Here is a 19857-nt window from a genome sequence, read left to right as displayed (position 1 = left end):
CGTAAGGTCTGTCCCCGGTTACATTCTGCCTGGGTTCCAAGCGTTCTTTGCGCTCAGTCGTTCGCACAATGATTTGTGTTGTACCGGAGATCCGGCTCCCAGAATTTGATCTATGGGGTGGCGGGCAGGAGGAAACGCGCGATCACCGGCAAATGATCGGAGATCCGCAATGTATCGTCCTGGCGCACCGTTGCCTCGACCCGTTTGATCCGCGGGCTGTAAAACAGGTAGTCGACCGTCCGGTCCGGGCCGTTCAAGCCGGGATCGTTCGGGTAATGGGTCAGCCATTGCGCCCGATCAGCACCGCTGGCTTCGTTGTTGGTCGGGATCATCGGGTATTTGTCCCACAGCACATGCAATGCGCTGTCGGCGGAGTAGGGCGTACGTTGCTCGGCGGGCAGGCGTCGGTATTGGCCCAGCGGCAACAGATTGAAGTCGCCGCCAATCAGCCACGGTGTGCCGCGGCTTTCGTATTTGTCGAGGACCTTGGCCACCGCTGTCACTTGGGCTTGCAAGGTGTCGTCGGGCTGGCGGACGCGGTCCAGGTGGGTATTGAGCACCGCGATCTGCCCGCCATCGCTCAACGGCAGATACGCCACCAGCAAAGCGTTTTTCGGTTTGAACTGACGGCTGATGACGTTGGCGGGTGCCACCGGCAATTGCAGGCGCTCGGCATGTCCGATCTGGAAGCGGCTCAGGGTGGCGAGTTGCCGGCCGACGCTGCCGAAGATATGCGGATCTGGCACAAAGTCGGCCTTCCAGTCGAAGGCGTGGGCGTTGCAGGGGTACAGGTCGGCGACCCGTTCCTGCAAGAGTTTGACCTGATTCTGATAGTCGCTGGCCTTGGCGCCGTCATCGAGTTCTTGCAGCAGCACGACGTCCGGTTGCTCGTCACGAATCACCCGCGCCACTTCATCGAGGCTGAAGGCCATGTCTTCGAGCGTGGGGCTTTCGTCGTCACCCTGGGCCAGGTCGTTCCAGAACACGTAGCGTTTACCCGCCAGGTACTGAACGTTCCAGGTCATCACCTTCAAGGCTTGACCGGGCACCAGGGTCGGCGCCTTGGCGTTGCAACTGACCGGCAGCACTTCCTTGGCGTCGGGTCGCCAGGTCACGCTGTAGATCAGCAGGCCGATCAGGCCAACGAAAGCAAACAGGCCCAGCAGGGTGTAGCGCAGTAGACGGGTCATGGCTCGGCTTATAGCGTTACAAAGATGACCCGAGCATACCCGAGAGCGAGGGCCGCGCCCAAGGGTAGAGCGGTCAGACAGGTCTGTCGTTTTTGTCAGGCACTTCGCCAATCAGCATAAACAGGCGGAACAGCACCACGCTGGTGAACAGTTGCAGGAAGCTGTGGACGCTGTCGATCAGCAGGGCGATTGCCGGGTTCTGTGGTTCGGGATAGACCGCGTAGCTGGCGCCCTTGAGCACCCACAACGGCCCCATAACACAGAGGATGCACACCAGAATGCGCAGGAAATGGCCGCGGGTCAGGCGCAGGCTTTCTTTCATCGCCGCCAGCGGCGCCATACCGCGCAGCACCAGCAAGTACTCGGCGAAGGCCAGCGTCACCATCAGCCACAGGCCCGGCAGGAAATACAGCGACAGGCCGATCAGGATCAACAAGGTGTTGAGCGCGGTGAGCAGGGCAAAGCGTGGCCACAACGTGGCGGACATCGCCAGCAGGTCACGGATGCGCGGCGATTCGCCACGGCTGCGGGCGTCGAGAAACAGGATCAACGCGGCGGTATACAGCGGATACACCAGTAAACCAACGACCACGCTGTAACCGGGGAAACCGTCCGGGGCGGCGGTGTTGTCCACCAATTGTTGCAAGAACGCCTCAAGAATCACCAGCGGCAGGCACAGTTGCACGATCTGGCCCAGATTGCGCTTGAAGAAGTACAAGGAGTCACGCAGCACATCGAACGGATTCATCAGTCGGTATCGCAGGTTAAAAGCAGTCCCACACTTTAACCGATGAAGCGTCGGGGGGCGCAAACGTAAACGTTAGGTAAAGGCTATTGAAACATCCTGTATCAGCCCCATAACTGGTAGGCGCCTTGTCCATCGTGGATGAGGAAGACGATATTCCCGGCAATCTACGAGGTCGCCATGAACAGCGAAGAACAAACCCTGATCGATGGACTGTTTTCCCGGCTGCAACAGGCCGAAACGGATTCAGCCCCGCGCGACGCTCAAGCCGAGGCGCGGATCAAGGAACACCTGACTCGCCAGCCCGCCGCGGGCTATTTCATGACCCAGGCGATTCTGGTGCAAGAGGCTGCCATCAAGAGCCTCGACGAACAGAACAAGCAACAGACCCAGCAAATCCAGCAATTGCAGGACGAACTGCAACAGGCCAAAGCACAAAGTGCCGCGCCTGCGCCGAGCGGCGGCGGGTTTTTGTCGAGCATCTTTGGTGGCGGCAGCTCGCGCCCAGCGCCAACCCAAAGCGCTCCAGCCTCGACCGGCGGCTGGCGCGAGCCGGCGCCGCAGCAGAACTTTAACGCGCCTGCGCCCCAGCAGAACTTCGGCGCGCCGCCGCCTAACTACGCGCAGCAAGCCGCTCCGGCGGCGGGCAGCGGCTTCCTCGGTGGCGCGCTGAAAACCGCGGCTGGCGTGGCCGGTGGTGTGATGCTGGCAGAAGGCATCAGCAGTATGTTCCACAGCAATCAGCAGCCGCAGCAAATCGTCGAAGTCATCAAGGAAGAACCGGCCCAGGTCAATGATCAAAGCGGTAATGACCGGGGCAATGACCAGCGCATGGCCGGCAACGACTCCAACGATCAGGGCGACCTTAGCGACACCGACTACAACAACGATGACGACTCATCGTTCTTCGGCGGCGATGACGACGACTCCTTCGTCTGACACCTGCATTCATCAGGTTTGACACCAAACCTGTGGTGAGGGGATAAATCCCCTCACCACTCGTCAGCAGCACCTGCGCGCCTGCCGGTGATTATTCGCGGAACAATCCTTCAGGCTGGCATACTGGGCAACTTTTCGGGCCTGGGGCCTGATCCTGCCCGCGCGCTTGTGCGCTCATGAGGATGCACGGTGAAAAAAATCGCAGTGTTTGCCGATGTCCAAAACCTCTATTACACCGTGCGTCAGGCTTATGGTTGCCACTTCAACTATGCCGCGCTGTGGGCAGATATCAGTAAACAGGGCGAGATTGTCGAGGCGTATGCCTACGCCATCGATCGTGGTGACAGCAAGCAGCAGCAGTTCCAGCAGATCCTGCGCAACCTGGGCTTCATCGTGAAGCTCAAGCCTTACATCCAGCGCAGCGACGGCTCGGCCAAGGGCGACTGGGACGTAGGTATTACCCTCGACATCATGGACGCCGCCGATCATGTCGACGAAGTGGTGCTGGCTTCCGGCGATGGTGATTTCGACATGCTGCTGGATCGCATCATCAGCAAGCACGGCGTACAAGCCGTGGCTTACGGCGTGCCGGGCCTGACCGCGAACTCGCTGATCCGCGCCGCCAGCCGCTACGTGCCAATCGAAGGCGCGTTGCTGCTCAAGAATTGATTTTTACGGAGTTGAAACAGGTTTGGAACGCATAGCAGTCATCGACTTTGAAACCACCGGGATCTCCCCAAGCAGTAGCTGCCGGGCCACGGAAATCGCCGTGGTGATCCTTGAACAGGGGCGCATCGTCGAGCGTTACCAGAGCCTGATGAACGCCGGCGTGCGCGTACCGGCGTTCATCGAACAACTCACTGGCATCAGCAACGCCATGCTGCGCACCGCACCGTCGGCCGAGCAGGTGATGAACGAGGTGAACGAGTTCGTCGGCATTACGCCGCTGCTGGCGCACAACGCCGCGTTCGACCAGAAGTTCTGGGACTTTGAACTGGGGCGGATCAAACGCACACGGTTGCAGAACTTTGCCTGCTCACTGTTACTGGCCCGGCGTCTGATGCCGGCGGCGCCGAATCACAAACTCGGGACGCTCACCACTTTCGCCAGCCTGCCTAATACCGGCAAGGCTCACCGGGCGATGGCGGATGCCGAGATGGCGGCGAACCTGACGACGCACTTGGCTGAGCAACTGCGGCAGCAGCACGGGTTGCGGGAGTTGTCCCATGATTTGCTGGTCAGCTTGCAGAAAGTGCCGGCGGCGAAGATCAACGAACATCTCAAGCGCCATCGCGGGTTCTGACGACACCGCAAATCCCCTGTGGGAGCGGGCTTGCTCGCGAAAGCGGCCTGTCAGTCACATCGAGGTTGGATGTGCCGACGCTTTCGCGAGCAAGCCCGCTCCCACAGGGGCATGTTCGTCCTCAGGATTTGCCGTTGTTTTCGATGTGGTCGAGCGGCACGCGTTTTTCGATGGCGCTCGACAACACAATCGACGTCTTGCTAAACCCAAATTTCGCCACCCGATTAATCAACGCCTCCAACTCCGGCATCGACCCCACCGCCGCTTGCATGATCACGCACGGATCCCCCGTCACCCGGTGGCACTCGGTCAGTTGCGGGATTTTGATCAGTTCGTCGTAGGTTTTCTGATTGCCGTGCTGGTTTAGCCGCAATTCGATGACGCACTGGATCGGCAGGCCGATTTTTGACAGGTCGACCTTGGCCTGATAACCGGTGATCACCCCGCAGGACTCAAGTTTGGCCACGCGCTCGGCCACGGCCGGGGCGGACAGGTTCACCTTGCGCGCCAGTTCGGCGTAGGACGCTCGACCGTTTTCCAACAGGGCGCTGAGGAGCATGCGGTCGTACTTGTCCATCGTGGGAATTCCTGAAAATGACATGACTTTCGAATACACGGTTTATAGCGGTGATCTCCGTGTTTTGAAAAGTGTACCGGCGCGATAAACAGGTTTTGTAGCTTATTTTTAGCCGTTGGCCTTTCTAGAATATCTGCTCTCCTTCTCTTGCCTGAGAGCTGCCCAATGCCTGGCTTACGTCGCTTCCCCTTACCGTTGATCGCTGCTTTTTTCGCGTTGTACGTGATTTGGGGCTCGACCTATCTGGTCATTCGCATTGGCGTGCAGTACTGGCCGCCGTTGATGCTCGGCGGTATTCGCTTTGTGATTGCCGGATCGTTGATGTATGCGTTCCTGCGCTGGCGCGGGGCCCCGGCACCGACCTGGGCGCAGTGGAAAGCGGCGGGCATGATCGGCATTTTGCTGCTCAGTTTCGGTAACGGTGCGGTGAGCATGGCCGAGCATAGCGGGGTGGCCTCCGGTGTTGCCGCGCTGGCGGTGGCGACGGTGCCTTTGTTTACGCTGCTGTGCGGTTATTTCTGGGGGGCGCGTAATACGCGTCTTGAATGGGCCGGGATTGTGCTCGGGTTGGTCGGCATCGCCATGCTCAACCTCGGCTCCAACCTGCAATCGAGCCCGTTGGGCGCGATGTTGCTGGTGTTCGCCGCCGCAGCCTGGGCTTTCGGCTCGGTGTGGAGCAAACACTTGCCGTTGCCCCAGGGCGCGATGGCCAGTGCTGCGGAAATGCTGGTGGGTGGCGTGGTGTTGTTGATCGGCAGTGCGCTGAGTGGTGAGCGTCTGGACAGTGTGCCGCCGGTCGAAGGCTGGTTGGCGCTGGCCTACTTGATCGGTTTCGGTTCGATCATTGCCTTCAACGCCTACATGTATTTGTTGAAGCACGTACGTCCAGCGGCGGCCACCAGTTATGCCTACGTCAACCCGGCGGTGGCGGTGTTGCTGGGCATCGTGTTTGTTGGCGAGACCATCGGTATCGAGGAAGCGATTGCCATGGCGGTGATCATCAGCGCCGTGGTCTTGATCGGCTTGCCACAATGGCGTCGGCGCCCGGAACGACCTGCGGTGGTGGCACCGACAGAATCCCGTGTGAATTAGGGTAAACTGCGCGCCATTGCACACTCGTTTTGCACAACCGCGCTGAATTTTCCTACGGTAATCCCATGACTTTCGCCTCCCTTGGCCTGATCGAACCCTTGCTGCGCTCTCTCGAGACGCTCGGCTACCAGACACCTACGCCGGTCCAGGCGCAAGCCATTCCGGCGGTGCTGGCCGGTCGCGACCTGATGGCTGCGGCCCAGACCGGCACCGGCAAGACCGCCGGTTTCGCGCTGCCGCTGCTGCAGTTGCTGGCCATGGAAGGGCCGAAAGTGGCCTCCAACTCGGTGCGTGCACTGATCCTGGTGCCGACCCGCGAACTGGCCGAACAGGTTCACGAAGCCGTGCGCCAGTACGCCGAGAACCTGCCGTTGAGTACTTACGCGGTGTACGGCGGCGTCAGCATCAACCCGCAGATGATGAAGCTGCGCAAAGGGGTTGATGTGCTGGTGGCGACTCCGGGTCGTTTGCTCGACCTGTATCGCCAGAAGGCCCTCAAGTTCAATCAGCTGCAAACGCTGATCCTGGACGAAGCCGATCGCATGCTCGATCTGGGCTTCTCCGAAGAGCTGGGGAACATTTACCGCGTGCTGCCGAAGCAACGTCAAACGCTGTTGTTCTCCGCGACCTTCTCCGACGCGATCCGCTTGCTGGCCGGGCAAATGCTCAACGACCCGCTGAGCATCGAAGTCAGCCCGCGCAACGTGGCGGCCAACACCGTCAAGCAATGGGTTGTGGTGGTGGACAAGAAGCGTAAGCCGGAGCTGTTCATTCACTTGCTGCGCAAGGGCAAGTGGAAACAGGTGCTGGTGTTCGCCAAAACCCGCAATGGCGTGGACGCGCTGGTGGAAAAACTTCAGGGCCTGGGCATCAATGCCGACGGCATTCACGGCGACAAACCCCAGGCGACCCGTCAGCGCGCGCTGGATCGTTTCAAGGCCAGCGAAATACAGATTCTGGTGGCGACCGACGTTGCGGCCCGTGGTCTGGATATCGAAGATCTGCCGATGGTGGTCAACTTCGACCTGCCGATCGTGGCTGAGGACTACATCCACCGTATCGGCCGCACCGGTCGTGCGGGTGCCACCGGTGAGGCAATTTCCCTGGTGTGCGCGGATGAAGTGAATCAGCTGTCCGCCATTGAGATGCTGACCCGTCAGACCCTGACGCGCCAGATGGAGCAGGATTTCGAGCCTGAACATCGGGTGCCGGATACTGATTCCAGTGGTCAGGTGGTGAAGAAACCGAAAAAACCGAAGAAGCCAAAGACCTCCGGTGGCAGCAAGCGCAACCTCGGTAAATGGGTTGAGAGCGGGGATGCTTCGGCGGTGGAACCTTCGCTCAAGCCTGTGCGAAAAGTGCCGGTGTTTAACACTGGGCCGCGTAAGCGTAAGCCGTAAAAGCGGCTTCGAGTAAATAGCTGCAAGCTGCAAGTCAGAAGCGTTGTGCTTTTGCTTGCAGCTTGTGGCTCAAAGCCTGGCGCTGCTTTTAAGCCACTGCACGACACCCAACCCCGCCGCCCGCCCACTGGCAAAACACCCCGTCAGCAAATAGCCGCCCGTCGGCGCTTCCCAGTCCAGCATTTCGCCCGCGCAGAACACCCCAGGCAGCTGCTTGAGCATCAAGCGCTCATCCATCGACTCGAACTTCACGCCGCCCGCACTGCTGATGGCTTCGTCCAATGGACGGGTTTTCACCAGCGTCAGTGGCAATGCCTTGATCGCTTTTGCCAGCAATGCCGGATCGGCAAAGGATTCTGCGCCGGTCAGTTCGCGCAACAGCGCCGCTTTGACGCCATCAAGACCCAACTGACTGTGCAAGTGTTTGGACATCGAGCGTGAACCGCGCGGTTTGCTCAGCGCAGCCTCAACTTTATCCACAGGTCGGCCCGGCAATAGGTCGATATGAACAGTCGCCGAGCCATGCAGATTGATGGCTTCACGGATCGGTGCCGACAGGGCGTAGATCAAACTGCCCTCAATGCCCGTGGCGGTGATCACGCACTCGCCGAGGCGCGGGATGTCGTCATTGAGGCCGATGGCGATATTTTTCAGCGGCGCGCCGGCGAATTTGCTGACCATCAATTCGCTCCAGGCCTGCACCTCGAAGCCGCAATTGCTCGGTTGCAACGGCGCCAGTCCTACGCCGTGCTGTTCAAGTGGCAGCATCCAGGCGCCGTCCGAACCGAGGCGCGACCAACTGCCGCCGCCGAGGGCTAACAAGGTTGCGTCGGTTGTTAAGGTTTTTTCACCTTCGGGGCTGGACACTTTCAGGCTGCCATCGGCATTCCAACCCAGCCAGCGGTGGCGGGTGTGGATAACTACGCCACTGTCCCGCAGGCGTTTGAGCCAGGCGCGCAGCAGGGGCGCGGCTTTCATGTCCGTAGGAAATACCCGGCCGGAGCTGCCGACAAAGGTTTCGATGCCCAGGTCATGAATCCATTGGCACAACGCATCGGCATCAAAGTCGCGCAGCAGCGGGGCAATGTTCGGCGCGCGCTCGGCGTAGCGTGAGAGGAATGCCGGGTAGGCTTCGGAGTGGGTGATGTTCATGCCGCCGACCCCGGCCAACAGAAACTTGCGGCCTACCGAGGGCATGCCGTCGTACAGATCAACGCGAATTCCGGCCTGGCTCAGCACTTCAGCGGCCATCAGGCCAGCGGGGCCACCGCCGATGATGGCGACGTGAGCGGGGGAGGAGGCGGAGTTCTGGGTCATGGCGAGCGCTGCGGTATGGCGGGATAAGCCGCGCATTCTAACAGCGCAGATCCTTTGTAGGAGCCGAGCTTGCTCGCGAAAGCGCTGGGTCAGTCAGTGAGATGTTGAGTGCACCGACGCCTTCGCGAGCAGGCTCGCTCGCACAAGGGGATTTTCGTTTCATTCAGTACCTGGTTAAAAAATAGTCAGTACGCTGTGAGCCTCGGCCACTATGGGCGGTAGGCGCTTTCACTCAGGTTATCCACAGGCAGTTCCACAGGCATTGTGGGTAAAGCATCCACAACTCAGTGACAACCTGATGACTGCCAGACCCGTTGCGCACTGTGATGGAGGATGCCGTGGCGGCGGGCCAGGGCCTGGCGGTCCTTGCTGTAGCCGCCGCCGATCACCCCGACCACCGGAATGTCCCGGCCCAGGCAGTGGCGCATCACGCTTTCATCGCGGGCGGCGACGCCTTCGTCTGTCAGCTTCAGGTAACCCAGTGCGTCATCCTTATGCACATCCACCCCGGCGTCATACAGCACCAGATCGGGTTGGTAGAGCGGCAGCAAATAGTTGAGCGCGTCGTCCACCACCTTCAAGTAATCGGCATCGCCCATGCCCTTGGGCAGTGGAATGTCCCAGTCACTTTCGGCCTTGCGTGCAGGAAAATTCTTCTCGCAGTGCAGGGAAACGGTCACCGCGTCCGGGGTGTTGTGCAGAATCCGTGCAGTCCCGTCGCCCTGGTGTACGTCGCAATCGAAGATCAGTACCCGATTCACCCGACCGCTTTCCAGCAGGTAATGGCTGATCACCGCCAGGTCATTGAAGATGCAGAACCCCGCCGGGTAGTCGTAGTGAGCGTGGTGGGTGCCGCCGGCCAGGTGACAAGCCAGTCCGTGTTCGAGTGCTTGTTCGGCCGCCAGCAATGAACCGCCAACCGCCCGCACCGTGCGCCGGGCCAGGGCTTCATTCCACGGCAGGCCGAGCCGCCGCTGGTCTTCGCGGGACAACTCGCCGCTCATATAGCGTTCGATATACGCAGGGTCATGAGCGAGGGCCAGAATCTCGGCAGGACAGAGCTCAGGACGCAGCAAATCGGCGTCCCGGGTCAGGCCGCTGTCCACCAGGTGATCGCGCAGCAGGCGAAACTTGTCCATCGGGAAGCGGTGCTCCGCCGGGAACTCGGGGCTGTAGTCTTCGTGGTAGATCAACGGCAGGGGCATGGCAGATTTATCTAGGAAGGCCTGTAGGAATCAGTGAAGGATCCTACCAGCGATGTAGACTCGGAGCATGGAATTGGAGGAGCACGATGGAGCCGATACTGGAACTCGAAAGCGCACGACTGCTGCTCAGGCAATGGCGCGATGAGGATTTGCCGGAGTTTGCGGCGATGTGTGCCGATCCACAGGTGATGCGTTATTTCCCGGCGCCGTTGAGTCGACTGGAAAGTGCTTCGCTGATCGGGCGGATTCGCGGGCATTTTGCCGAGCACGGTTTCGGTCTCTGGGCGCTGGAGCGCAAGGATACCGGCCAGTTCATCGGGTTTACCGGGCTGGCGGAGGTTAACTTCGATGCGCCGTTTGTGCCGGCCATCGAGATCGGCTGGCGCCTGGCCCGCGAGCATTGGGGGTTGGGTTACGCCAGTGAGGCCGCGTGGACCGCTCTGCGCTGTGGCTTTGACCGGTTGGCGCTGAAGGAAGTCGTGGCCTTCACCACGCAAACCAATTTGCCGTCGGAGAAAGTCATGCAGGCCATCGGAATGCACCATGAGTCAGCCGATGACTTTGAGCACCCGAGGCTCGCGGTCGATCATCCGCTGCGTCACCATGTGTTGTACCGCATCACCCGTGAGCAATGGCTGCAAACCTTGCATGGATAAGCAGGCACGGACGTTTACAATGGCCGCCATTGGCGTGAGCCATTAACTGAGTCGACCGCCGCAGCCAAGACTGCGCGGCATTGCGTTGTGTGAGGAGAGCCTGAATGAGCCAAGTGTTGGAAGATCTGGTAGACCTGCTGACCCTGGAACCGATTGAAGAAAACCTGTTCCGTGGCCGCAGCCAGGATCTGGGTTTCCGTCAGTTGTTCGGCGGCCAGGTGCTCGGCCAGTCCCTGTCGGCGGCCAGTCAGACCGTTGAAGAAACGCGGCATGTACATTCGATGCACGGTTATTTCCTGCGTCCGGGCGATGCCAAGTTGCCGGTGGTGTATCAGGTTGATCGAGTGCGCGATGGCGGCAGTTTCAGCACTCGTCGGGTGACGGCGATCCAGAAGGGCAATCCGATTTTCACTTGCAGTGCCTCCTTCCAGTACGACGAAGAAGGCTTCCAGCACCAGACCGAAATGCCACAAGTGGTCGGCCCGGAAAACCTGCCGTCTGAACTCGAGCTTGCCCAGCAACGCGCGCACTTGATTCCGGAACACATGCGCGAAAAACTGCTGTGCCCGAAACCGATCGAATTCCGCCCGGTGACCGAGACAGATCCCTACAACCCGCAAGCGTCTGACCCGATCAAGTATGTGTGGTTTCGTGCTGATGGTGCCTTGGCCGATTCGCCGGCGCTGCACAAATACCTGCTGGCCTACGCCTCGGACTTCGGACTGCTGACCACTTCACTGCTGCCTCATGGCAAATCGGTCTGGCAGAAAGACATGCAGGTCGCCAGCCTTGACCACGCGTTGTGGTTTCATTCGGACCTGCGTGCCGATGACTGGTTGCTCTATGCCATGGACAGCCCGTGGGCCGGCAATTCCCGCGGGTTCTCCCGTGGCAGCGTGTTCAATCGCGCCGGGCAACTGGTGGCTTCGGTGACTCAGGAAGGCCTGATTCGCCATCGCAAGGATTGGGCATGAGCCTGGCCGAGGTGCGGCACTGGGTGTTCGACATGGACGGCACCCTGACGGTGGCCGTGCATGACTTCGCGGCAATTCGCGTGGCGCTGGCGATCCCGCCCGAAGACGACATCCTGACCCACCTCGCCGCACTGCCAGCCGAAGAAGCCGCTGCCAAACATGCGTGGTTGCTGGAGCATGAACGGGACTTGGCGTTGGGTTCGAAGCCGGCACCGGGTGCCGTGGAACTGGTGCGGGAACTGGCCGGGCGCGGTTATCGCCTCGGCATCCTTACTCGTAACGCACGGGAATTGGCCCATGTGACGCTGGAGGCAATCGGCCTGGCCGACTGCTTCGCGGTCGAGGACGTGCTGGGCCGTGACGAAGCGCCGCCGAAGCCGCATCCCGGTGGTTTGCTGAAGTTGGCTGAAGCCTGGAGCGTGCCGGCGAGCGAGATGGTGATGGTCGGGGATTACCGCTTCGACCTGGATTGCGGTCGAGCGGCGGGCACGCAGACGGTGCTGGTGAATCTGCCTGAGAACCCGTGGCCGGAGTTGGCGGATTGGCATGCGCAGGATTGTGTTGAGTTGCGGCAGATGCTTTTCGCTTGAGATTGTTGCTGGATGCTTGGGCCTCTTCGCGGGCGAGCCTTGCTCCTACAAATCAGCGCTGATCTGTTGGAGCAAGGCTTGCCCGCGAAGACGTCCTTACTGCTCGAACAGAGCCTTCTGCCCCTCCGGCGAGGTCAACATTCCATCGCCGTTATGCCCAACCCCGGGTACCTCGACCAGTCGTTGATTGACTCCTTCCGGATGGCGGCGCAGCAGGTAGCCGAAAAACAGCTTGCCGCGCTCCAAGCGATAAGCGCCTTGCGCTTCGGCTGAACAGCTCTTGTCCAGCGCCGGATGCTGGGGGTCGATATCCTGTTGCCCGAGTAAATAAATCACTTCGCGTTTGGTGTAACTGCTTTCCAGCTGCAACGGTGTTTGCCCGCCGGCATACACCGGCATGTCTGCCAGACCGTACTTCCAGCGATTGAAACCCGCGCACTTGGCATGATCGAACGCCACCGGTCGTTGCTCATTGAAGTACGCATAAGAAGACGGATTGGCTACCACATAACGCAAGCGGATGCCGTTGGCTTTAAGCGCCGGCTGATCCTTGGCGAGCAGGGCGTAACGCTGCACCACCTGGCCGCCGCCAGAGTGGCCGAAGATCACGATTTGCTTCACGTCGGGAAATTGTTTGCGATCACTGATGCGCGCAACGATTTCATCCAGCGCCGCATAGGAACTCAATGGATTCGGCCCTGTGGATAAACCGCCGCCCATCCATTCGTTGCCTTTCCAGCGCAGCAATGTTGCGGGCAAGGAATACAGGGCAACATCGCTTTCGTTGAGAAACTGCGGCGCGATCACCAGCGTGTGCGCGGTTTGTCCCGCCAGTTCGGCAGCGCTTTCGGCGCTTTTGCGATAGGTCTCGGCGTTACGCAACCGACCATGAATGACGATCAGCACGCGCTCGATCTTCTCGGGCGCGGGGCCGATGCCCACCGCCATTTCGCCAGCCTTGAATTGCAAGCGACCGGAGCTGATCGCGTCGACGCCGGCCGCTTGCGCGGTGCTGCCAATGATCAGTAACGCCAAAAGCCATCTATGCATTTACAGGTTTTTCGCCGCAAAGGTATCGCACTGGCCAACCTGGCCTTGGGCGAAACCGGTTTTGAACCAGCGCACCCTTTGCGCTGACGTGCCATGAGTAAACGAGTCCGGGACCACGCGGCCCTGACTTTGCTGTTGCAAGCGGTCGTCGCCAATGGCATTGGCGGCGTTCAAGGCTTCCTCGATGTCACCGGGCTCCAGCCAGTTCAGACGTTTCTGAGCATTGTTGGCCCAGACCCCGGCCAGGCAATCGGCCTGAAGCTCTTGGCGCACCAGTAAACCACCATCGCCTTCCATCTGCCGGCCTTGTTGGCGAGCCGCCTGAATTTTCGCGGAAACGCCGAGCAACGTCTGAACATGGTGTCCGACTTCATGAGCGATCACGTAGGCCTGAGCGAAGTCGCCCGCAGCGGAGAAGCGTTGCGACATTTCCTGGAAGAACGCCATGTCCAGATAAACCTTCTGATCGGCCGGGCAGTAGAACGGACCGGTCGCCGAAGTCGCCAGGCCGCACGCCGAGTTCACGCGGTTGCTGAACAGCACCAGGGTCGGGTTCTTATATTGCTTGCCGGCCTGCTGGAAAATCTGGCCCCAGGTGTCCTCGGTATCACCGAGGATCGAGCGCACGAATTCGGCCTGTTCGTCATTGGCCGGTGGCGCCTTGCGAGTCTGAGTCGTGGCCGGCGCCGATTGTTCGGTCATTTGCCCGGTCAGTTGTCCGAGGATCTGCAACGGATCCTGGCCGGTAATCCAGCCAATCCCGACGATCAACAGGATCGCCGTCAGGCTCAAGCCCTTGCCACCACCAAAGCGCATTCCGCCGCCGCCACCGCCACCACCGACATCATCACCACGGGCATCGACCACGTTGTCGCTGCGTCGGCCTTTTTTCCATAGCATGTGGGAATCCTCTATTTGTACGGTAAAGAGTTACGTGGTGATGAGTGTTGCTGGTGCGCGGTCACGGCGCCAGTCCGGTCGTCAGACCATGCTGATCGCTGACGGTTCGACCAGACACAGCCGTATCGGTGAGCTTACAGTTGCGCGGCGTTGAAGGTAGCGCAGGCATCGATCCGGCCGCTATCGAATCCTGCGCTGAACCAGGCGCTGCGTTGCTGCGAGGTACCGTGGCTGAAGGTCTCCGGGCGTACTGTCTGGTTTTGCGCGCGTTGCAGGTAGTCGTCACCGAATGTGGCGGCTGCGTTCAGAGCCCCGTCGATATCACCCGGCTCCAGCCACGCCAGACGCTGCTGGGCATGATGTGCCCAGACCCCGGCCAGACAATCAGCCTGTAGCTCAGCGCGTACCTTGAGGCCGGCGTCGCCGGTCACTGGCAGGCGAGCCGACAGCGCAGTTTCAAACGCCGCGGAAAGTCCCAGTTCGAGCTGTACGTGATGGCCGACCTCATGCGCGATGACAAAGGACTGGGCGAAGTCGCCGACCACCGAATAACGCTGAGCCATTTGTTCGAAGAACGCCGGATCCAGATAGAGCTGTTGATTTTCCGGGCAATAGAACGGGCCGCTTGAAGCCGCAGAAAAGCCACAACCAGAAGCCACGCCATCGCTGAACAGCGTCAGCGTTGGGGCCGGGTAATGCCGATCACTCTTGGCAAACAGTTGTTTCCAGGTGTCTTCGGTATCGCCCAATATCGATTCGATGAACCTCAGTTGAGGATCGTCGTTGGGCGCTATCAGTTGGCTGACTTGATCTTCGACGGAATCTTGCGACGGTAGCGCATTGAATGTCGAATGGAGTGCCGCGCCGCTCAGTACGACAGCGGCCAGTCCTGCACCGAGATTTTTCCCTGTCAGTGTGCGGGCGTCCTTGCCCTTTCGCGTGTCGTTGATGTTTTCACTGCGTCTTGCCTTGTTCCATAGCATGGTTGCGGTCTCTCATAGGTTGATGAGGCGTTTGTCGCCTCGCCTATGAATAACTGCATGGATCAAGTTCTGCAGGGCGGATGTGTAAGAGCGCGTAAGACCGATCTTGTAACGGACGTTTCGAACCGGGCAAACGCTGCTTTCCTACTCAATCATCAAACGCGTCCCACACTGGCGCGAAGTCCGGGCTGACTTGACGTTCGCGCTTCGACAGGCTGGCGATCAGTGCACGGTCGTCATCGTCCAGATTGACCTCCAGCGCCGCCAGATTGGCCAGTTGATTGGTTTTACTGCTGGCCTTGGGAATGGCCGCAACATTGGCTTGGTCGAGCAGCCATTTCAGTGCGACCTGGGTCGGCAGCACGCCATGTTTCGCCGCAATTTGCTGGATCTCGCTAATGTGTGAAACCTTGTTGCGGGCCAGCGGTGTATAGGCCGTCAGCGCCATGTCGTGTTGCCGGGCGTAGTCGAGCAGGGCGTTTTGTCCGAGAAGCACGTGGTACTCGACCTGAATCGCCGACAGAGCAATGCCGTATTCCTCGACGACTTTGCGCAGCAGCGGCAGAGGAAAGTTCGCCACGCCGATATTGCGCGCCAGTCCCTGCTGTTTGAGCGAGGCCAAGGTGTCGAGGGTGCGTGGCAGATCCCAATCGGTGCTCGGCCAGTGGATCATGAAGAGGTCGACGTAGTCGCTGCGCAGAGCCTTGAGGCTGCGATCCATGGAGTGGCGCATGGCGTCTGGTTGCAACTGATCCCACCAGACTTTTGTGGTGACGTGAATCTGCTCGCGGGGTGTCGGCGTATTCGCCAGCGCTTGTCCGACCGCGTCTTCGTTGTTGTAGCCCGCTGCCGTATCAATGTGTCGGTAACCCAGTTCCAGCGCCTGCTCTACTGCACGGGTGCATTCTTCATCGAGCATCGGCGAGGTGCCGAGCCCGAGTTTGGGCATGTTCAAACCGTGTGCGTTAACGATGCGCTGCATGATCGCTCTCCTGTTCGAAAGCAGTGATGCCGGCGATGTGGCGCGCGGCGATGTAGCCGAACGTCAGCGCCGGGCCGATGTTGATTCCCCCGCCGGGTAATGACCCCCATGATGCTGGCCATATCGCCGCCCGCCGCATAAAGCCCGCTGATGGGCTGATCGCTGCCGTCGAGCACCTGGGCGTGTGGGTTGACTTTGAGACCGGCGAAAGTGCCAAAGCACCCCGGTTGTACTTTCACGGCGTAGAACGGGCCGGCTTCTATTGGGGCAACGCAAGGGTTGGGCAGGTTCGTCGAATCGCCTTGCTTGCGGTTGTATGGGGTCGAGCCGCGACCGAATAACGGGTCTTCGCCGTGGCGCGCGTGGCGGTTGTAGTCGTCGAGGGTTGCGCGCAAACCGCTCGGGTCGATGCCACAGGCCAGGGCTAATTCTTCGACGGTATTACCGGTTTTTCAGATAGCCGCTGCGGATAAATTCTGACAGCGGAAGCGGAAACGGCCGCGAGATGCCGAGGCCATAGCGGCGCTGAAAGGCGTGTGTGCAGATCAGCCAGGAGGCAACATCTTCGCCGTGTGGCGCGGCGTCGACCATGGCGCTGACATAGTCGAAGTAACCGTTGGCTTCATTGACGAAGCGCTGACCGTTGCGCAATACGCCGATGATCCCCGGTTTGCCGCGCTCGATGATGTGTGGGAAATGACCGGTGCTGCCGTCGGAATGTGGCACCAGCGACACCGGTGCCCACGCGACGGGCGAAGCGACATTGTTGTTGACCCTGGCACCGACGCTTTCACCCAGGCGCAAGCCGTCGCCGTTGACCGCCAGTGGCGGCAGCGCCCAGTGTTCGTGGCCCGTAGGCGTGCGCGGGAACAACGCTTTGCGCCGCTCGATGTCATTGGCGAAGCCACCTGCCGCGAGCACCACGGCTTTACGCGCATGAATGCGCATCGGGCCTTTGTCGGTGTTGACCACCGCGCCCGAGACGCGGGAGCCGTCGCGCAATAATTCAGTGACCGGCGCCGACTCCCAGAGCAGGACGCCGAGGTCGTCGGCCGATTTTGCCAGTCGCGCAATCAGCGCCACGCCGTTGACCAGTTGCAGTGCTCGGCCATGCAGCGCAAGGTCAAACAGGTGCCGAGTGAAACGTCGGGTTACGTGCCATGCGGCCTTGAACGAGCGGGTCAGATTGAGGAAGGCCGACAGATCCGCCCCGGCCATGATGGGCATGCCCATGAAGGACGTTTCGCGCAGGGTAGTGCGAAGGCGTTTGAGCAAGCGTCCGACTTTGCGCCCCTCGTAGGGCGCGGCAATCACTGAGCGTCCACCAGTGCCCGCGCCTGGCGTGTCGCCATGAATGTCGGCGATGGCGTTGCCGTCGGCAAATTGCAGCGCGGTGTGTTGTTCGAAAAACGCGACCATGCGCGGGCCTGCTGCTAGGAAGGCGTCGATCATGCCCGGGTCGAAGTGCTCGCCCAATTCATGGCGCAGATAAGTGCGCGGTTGCTCGACGTCTTCGATGATGCCGGCACGACGGGCCAGTGGGTTGCAGGGCACCCATGCCCAGCCCCCGACCACGCCGTGGCGCCGCCAAATACCGGATCTTTTTCGACCACGATGACTTTCAGGCCATGCCACGCTGCTGTGACGGCGGCTGAAAGCCCGGCGGCGCCAGAACCGACGACCAAAACGTCGCAGTCGATATCAGAGAGTTCGGCAGGCATCAGACAACGCTCCAGCGGTTATTTATTTTTGGAATTTGATTCCAGAAAATAACCAGTGCGACAGGCGGACGACAAGCCTTGAAACCACAAAACGGGCGGTTATCGGACAGCGAGTTCCAGATTTCGCATCCGGGAGGTTGTCTTCTAGAATCGGACAAATTGTGTTGGGAGCCTCCCATGGCCGGCAGTCAGATTGAACGAGTTTTCAGTGTGCTGGAAAGCCTCACCAGCGACCCGCGTGGCCTGCCGATGCAGACGTTGGCGGAGCAACTGGATATTCCGAAAAGCGCGACCCATCGCCTGCTCGCCGAGCTGATTCGGCTGGGTTATGTGCGGCAGAATCAGGACACCTTGCGCTATCACCTGTCGACCAAACTGGTGGCGATGGGGTTCCGTTATTTGTCGAGTAGCGGGGCGGATATTGTCCAGCCAGTGCTGGATCGCCTGGCGCAGGAAACCGGCGAGCTGGTGCGTCTGGGGGTGATTGAAGGTGAGCGCCAGACCTGGATCGCCAAATCCCAGGGCGCTCGATCCGGGCTGCGTTATGACCCGGACATGGGGCGCGATGCACCGCTGTTTTACACCGCGTCCGGCCACGCGTGGCTGGCCTGCATGAGCGATGCCGAGGCGTTGTCGCTGGTGGAGCGCCAAGGGGCGGAGCGACCCAAGGATCTGGGGCCGAATGCGCCACGCTCCAATATTGAATTGCTTGAGCGCCTGCGCCTGGCGCGCGAGCAGGGTTATGCCTGGGTCGAGGAAAGCTCGGCGGTGGGCACTTCGGCGATTGCGGCGGTGGTACGACATCCGGGCGATGGACGGGTGATCGGTGTGCTTAGCGTTGCCGGGCCGAGCGCGCGAATGCCGGGTGCAAGTTTGCATGAGCTGGCGCCGCTGTTGTTGACGTTTGCCGAGGAGTTGTCGGCGGCGAGTCTGGCGTCGGAGTTGTTCATCTAATCGCCCAATCCCCTGTAGGAGCTGCCGCAGGCTGCGATCTTTTGCTGTTGTTTTTAAAATCACGATCAAAAGATCGCAGCCTGCGGCAGTGCCCACAGGGGAGAAGTTGTGCGGTGTTCGCACGGTTTTGGGATTGCTGGGTTTTGGATTGTGGAACTCGGTTCTAAATTGTTGCTGGAGTGATATTCCAACAACAATCACAAAAGGATCGAGCCTTGAATTCGCCCCTTCGAATCGCCCTGATCGGCGCTGGCAACATGGGTCAGCAACATTATCGGCACCTGCAAACCCTCACTGAAGCAACACTGTGCGCGGTGGTGGATCCCGGCCCGCAAGCCGCAATCCTGGCGGCTGAGTGGGGTGTAAGGCATTTCGCCGATCACCGTCAGATGCTCGAGCAAATCAGGCCAGACGCGGTGATCGTTGCCAATCCGAACAATCAACATGTCAGCACGGCGCTTGATTGTCTGTCGGCGGGTGTGCCGGTGTTGCTGGAAAAACCGGTCGGCGTGCACCTTGATGAAGCGCGCGAACTGGTGGCTGCGGTTAAAAGCAGCGGCGTGCCGGTACTGGTCGGCCATCACCGACGCCACAACCCGCTGATCGTGCGTGCCCATGAGTTGCTGCAGAGTGGCGCACTCGGGCGTCTGACCACGGTCACCGCGCTGTTCCAGTTGCGCAAACCGGACAGTTATTTCGAGATCCCGTGGCGTCGACAACCGGGAGCGGGCATGTTGCTGACCAACCTGATTCACGACCTCGATCTGCTCCGGCACCTGTGCGGTGAAGTGCGCTCGGTGCAGGCGATCACCGACAACGCTGTACGTGGTTTTGCCAATGAAGACAGCGCGGCGGTTTTGCTGCAATTCGAGGGCGGCACATTGGGTACGTTGAGCGGCTCGGATGCCGTCGCAGCGCCGTGGAGTTGGGAGCTGGATTCCGGCGAGAACCCGGTGTATCCGCGTCAGGCCGATCAGCCGTGCTACTTGCTGGCCGGCACCGCCGGGGCATTGAGCATTCCCCAGCTCAAACGCTGGCACTACGCCGCTGATCAGGTCGACGCCGGTTGGCATGAACCGTTACTGATGGTGGAAGAGTCCTACACCGGTGACGAAGCTTTACGTTTGCAGTTACAGCATTTCGTACGCGTGGCGCGGCGTGAGGTCGAGCCGCTGGTGAGTGCGGCCGACGCCGCCCGCACCCTTGCGCTGATTGAGGCCATTCGCGACGCCGCTGCTACCGGCCGTGCTTGCGCCCCTGCACTGATCGAGGCTTGAAC

General features: G+C 60.4%; 19 protein-coding genes and 1 pseudogene. 10 read left to right on the top strand and 10 right to left on the bottom strand.

Annotated elements, in window-relative coordinates; all coding sequences use genetic code 11:
* Positions 1-110: 110 nt before the first annotated feature.
* Together JFT87_RS00750 and JFT87_RS00745 are read right to left on the bottom strand one after the other, a co-directional pair.
* Positions 111-1190 (bottom strand): endonuclease/exonuclease/phosphatase family protein, encoded by a 1080-nt coding sequence (locus JFT87_RS00750; RefSeq protein WP_201198130.1) that lies wholly within the window; start codon positions 1188-1190, stop codon positions 111-113.
* A gap of 73 nt (positions 1191-1263) precedes the next feature.
* Positions 1264-1938 (bottom strand): YciC family protein, encoded by a 675-nt coding sequence (locus tag JFT87_RS00745; protein WP_201198129.1) that lies wholly within the window; start codon positions 1936-1938, stop codon positions 1264-1266.
* A 177-nt stretch (positions 1939-2115) separates the two neighbouring features.
* Here JFT87_RS00745 and JFT87_RS00740 point away from each other — a divergent pair, with 177 nt between their 5' ends.
* The 3 genes from JFT87_RS00740 (at position 2116) to JFT87_RS00730 (ending at position 4177) form a co-directional block, all read left to right on the top strand.
* The gene (locus JFT87_RS00740; RefSeq protein WP_201198128.1) at positions 2116-2874 is read left to right on the top strand and encodes a DUF2076 domain-containing protein; all 759 of its coding nucleotides are present in this window, start codon (positions 2116-2118) and stop codon (positions 2872-2874) included.
* A 189-nt stretch (positions 2875-3063) separates the two neighbouring features.
* A complete protein-coding gene (locus tag JFT87_RS00735; RefSeq protein WP_201198127.1) occupies positions 3064-3543 on the top strand; it encodes a LabA-like NYN domain-containing protein in 480 nt (159 codons plus the stop codon).
* A 22-nt stretch (positions 3544-3565) separates the two neighbouring features.
* Positions 3566-4177 (top strand): 3'-5' exonuclease, encoded by a 612-nt coding sequence (locus tag JFT87_RS00730; protein WP_054052626.1) that lies wholly within the window; start codon positions 3566-3568, stop codon positions 4175-4177.
* A gap of 121 nt (positions 4178-4298) precedes the next feature.
* On the opposite strand, the gene JFT87_RS00725 is transcribed toward JFT87_RS00730, so the two are convergent.
* A complete protein-coding gene (locus JFT87_RS00725) occupies positions 4299-4754 on the bottom strand; it encodes an Lrp/AsnC family transcriptional regulator (RefSeq protein ID WP_201198126.1) in 456 nt (151 codons plus the stop codon).
* Between the two features lie 165 nt (positions 4755-4919).
* Between JFT87_RS00725 and yedA the strand changes: the two genes are divergently transcribed.
* Positions 4920-5846: a drug/metabolite exporter YedA gene (gene yedA / locus JFT87_RS00720; RefSeq protein WP_201198125.1), complete on the top strand. Its 927-nt coding sequence runs from the start codon at positions 4920-4922 to the stop codon at positions 5844-5846.
* A 65-nt stretch (positions 5847-5911) separates the two neighbouring features.
* Positions 5912-7246: a DEAD/DEAH box helicase gene (locus tag JFT87_RS00715; RefSeq protein WP_201198124.1), complete on the top strand. Its 1335-nt coding sequence runs from the start codon at positions 5912-5914 to the stop codon at positions 7244-7246.
* 69 nt (positions 7247-7315) lie between these two features.
* On the opposite strand, the gene JFT87_RS00710 is transcribed toward JFT87_RS00715, so the two are convergent.
* Both JFT87_RS00710 and JFT87_RS00705 read right to left on the bottom strand, forming a co-directional pair.
* Positions 7316-8563: a TIGR03862 family flavoprotein gene (locus tag JFT87_RS00710; protein WP_201198123.1), complete on the bottom strand. Its 1248-nt coding sequence runs from the start codon at positions 8561-8563 to the stop codon at positions 7316-7318.
* A 284-nt stretch (positions 8564-8847) separates the two neighbouring features.
* The gene (locus tag JFT87_RS00705) at positions 8848-9768 is read right to left on the bottom strand and encodes a histone deacetylase family protein (protein WP_201198122.1); all 921 of its coding nucleotides are present in this window, start codon (positions 9766-9768) and stop codon (positions 8848-8850) included.
* An 86-nt stretch (positions 9769-9854) separates the two neighbouring features.
* On the opposite strand from JFT87_RS00705, the gene JFT87_RS00700 reads away from it, so the two are divergent.
* The 3 genes from JFT87_RS00700 (at position 9855) to JFT87_RS00690 (ending at position 11988) form a co-directional block, all read left to right on the top strand.
* The gene (locus JFT87_RS00700) at positions 9855-10424 is read left to right on the top strand and encodes a GNAT family N-acetyltransferase (protein WP_201198121.1); all 570 of its coding nucleotides are present in this window, start codon (positions 9855-9857) and stop codon (positions 10422-10424) included.
* 104 nt (positions 10425-10528) lie between these two features.
* Positions 10529-11398, top strand: coding sequence for an acyl-CoA thioesterase II (gene tesB, locus JFT87_RS00695; RefSeq protein WP_201198120.1), 870 nt, complete (start codon positions 10529-10531; stop codon positions 11396-11398).
* On the top strand, positions 11395-11988 hold the full coding sequence (locus JFT87_RS00690; RefSeq protein ID WP_201198119.1) for an HAD family hydrolase: 594 nt from the start codon (positions 11395-11397) through the stop codon (positions 11986-11988). The genes tesB and JFT87_RS00690 overlap by 4 nt, the downstream gene beginning before the upstream one ends.
* A gap of 96 nt (positions 11989-12084) precedes the next feature.
* Here the strand turns inward: JFT87_RS00690 and JFT87_RS00685 are convergent, their stop codons facing one another.
* From JFT87_RS00685 to JFT87_RS00665, 5 genes and pseudogenes are all read right to left on the bottom strand, one after another.
* Positions 12085-13038, bottom strand: coding sequence for an alpha/beta hydrolase family protein (locus JFT87_RS00685; RefSeq protein WP_201198118.1), 954 nt, complete (start codon positions 13036-13038; stop codon positions 12085-12087).
* Positions 13039-13938, bottom strand: a complete 900-nt coding sequence (gene ypfJ, locus JFT87_RS00680; protein WP_201198117.1) for a KPN_02809 family neutral zinc metallopeptidase — start codon at positions 13936-13938, stop codon at positions 13039-13041.
* Positions 13939-14072: 134 nt separating this feature from the next.
* Complete coding sequence (ypfJ, locus tag JFT87_RS00675) at positions 14073-14921, bottom strand: KPN_02809 family neutral zinc metallopeptidase (RefSeq protein ID WP_201198116.1); 849 nt, start codon at positions 14919-14921, stop codon at positions 14073-14075.
* A 148-nt stretch (positions 14922-15069) separates the two neighbouring features.
* Positions 15070-15903, bottom strand: a complete 834-nt coding sequence (locus tag JFT87_RS00670; protein WP_201198115.1) for an aldo/keto reductase — start codon at positions 15901-15903, stop codon at positions 15070-15072.
* Positions 15887-17624: pseudogene (locus JFT87_RS00665) on the bottom strand (FAD-dependent oxidoreductase). The gene JFT87_RS00670 and the pseudogene JFT87_RS00665 overlap by 17 nt, the downstream one beginning before the upstream one ends.
* Before the next feature lie 177 nt (positions 17625-17801).
* Here JFT87_RS00665 and JFT87_RS00660 point away from each other — a divergent pair.
* Both JFT87_RS00660 and JFT87_RS00655 read left to right on the top strand, forming a co-directional pair.
* Positions 17802-18578: an IclR family transcriptional regulator gene (locus JFT87_RS00660; protein ID WP_201198114.1), complete on the top strand. Its 777-nt coding sequence runs from the start codon at positions 17802-17804 to the stop codon at positions 18576-18578.
* A 215-nt stretch (positions 18579-18793) separates the two neighbouring features.
* Positions 18794-19855 carry a Gfo/Idh/MocA family protein gene (locus tag JFT87_RS00655; protein ID WP_201198113.1) on the top strand — a complete coding sequence of 354 codons (1062 nt, stop codon included), beginning with the start codon at positions 18794-18796 and terminating at the stop codon, positions 19853-19855.
* Positions 19856-19857 lie beyond the last annotated feature (2 nt).

It is taken from the genome of Pseudomonas sp. TH15, assembly GCF_016651105.1.
In the GTDB taxonomy this organism is placed as follows: domain Bacteria; phylum Pseudomonadota; class Gammaproteobacteria; order Pseudomonadales; family Pseudomonadaceae; genus Aquipseudomonas.
The sequence above is the reverse complement of the archived record's forward strand: the minus strand, read 5'-3'. Positions and strand labels throughout refer to the sequence as shown.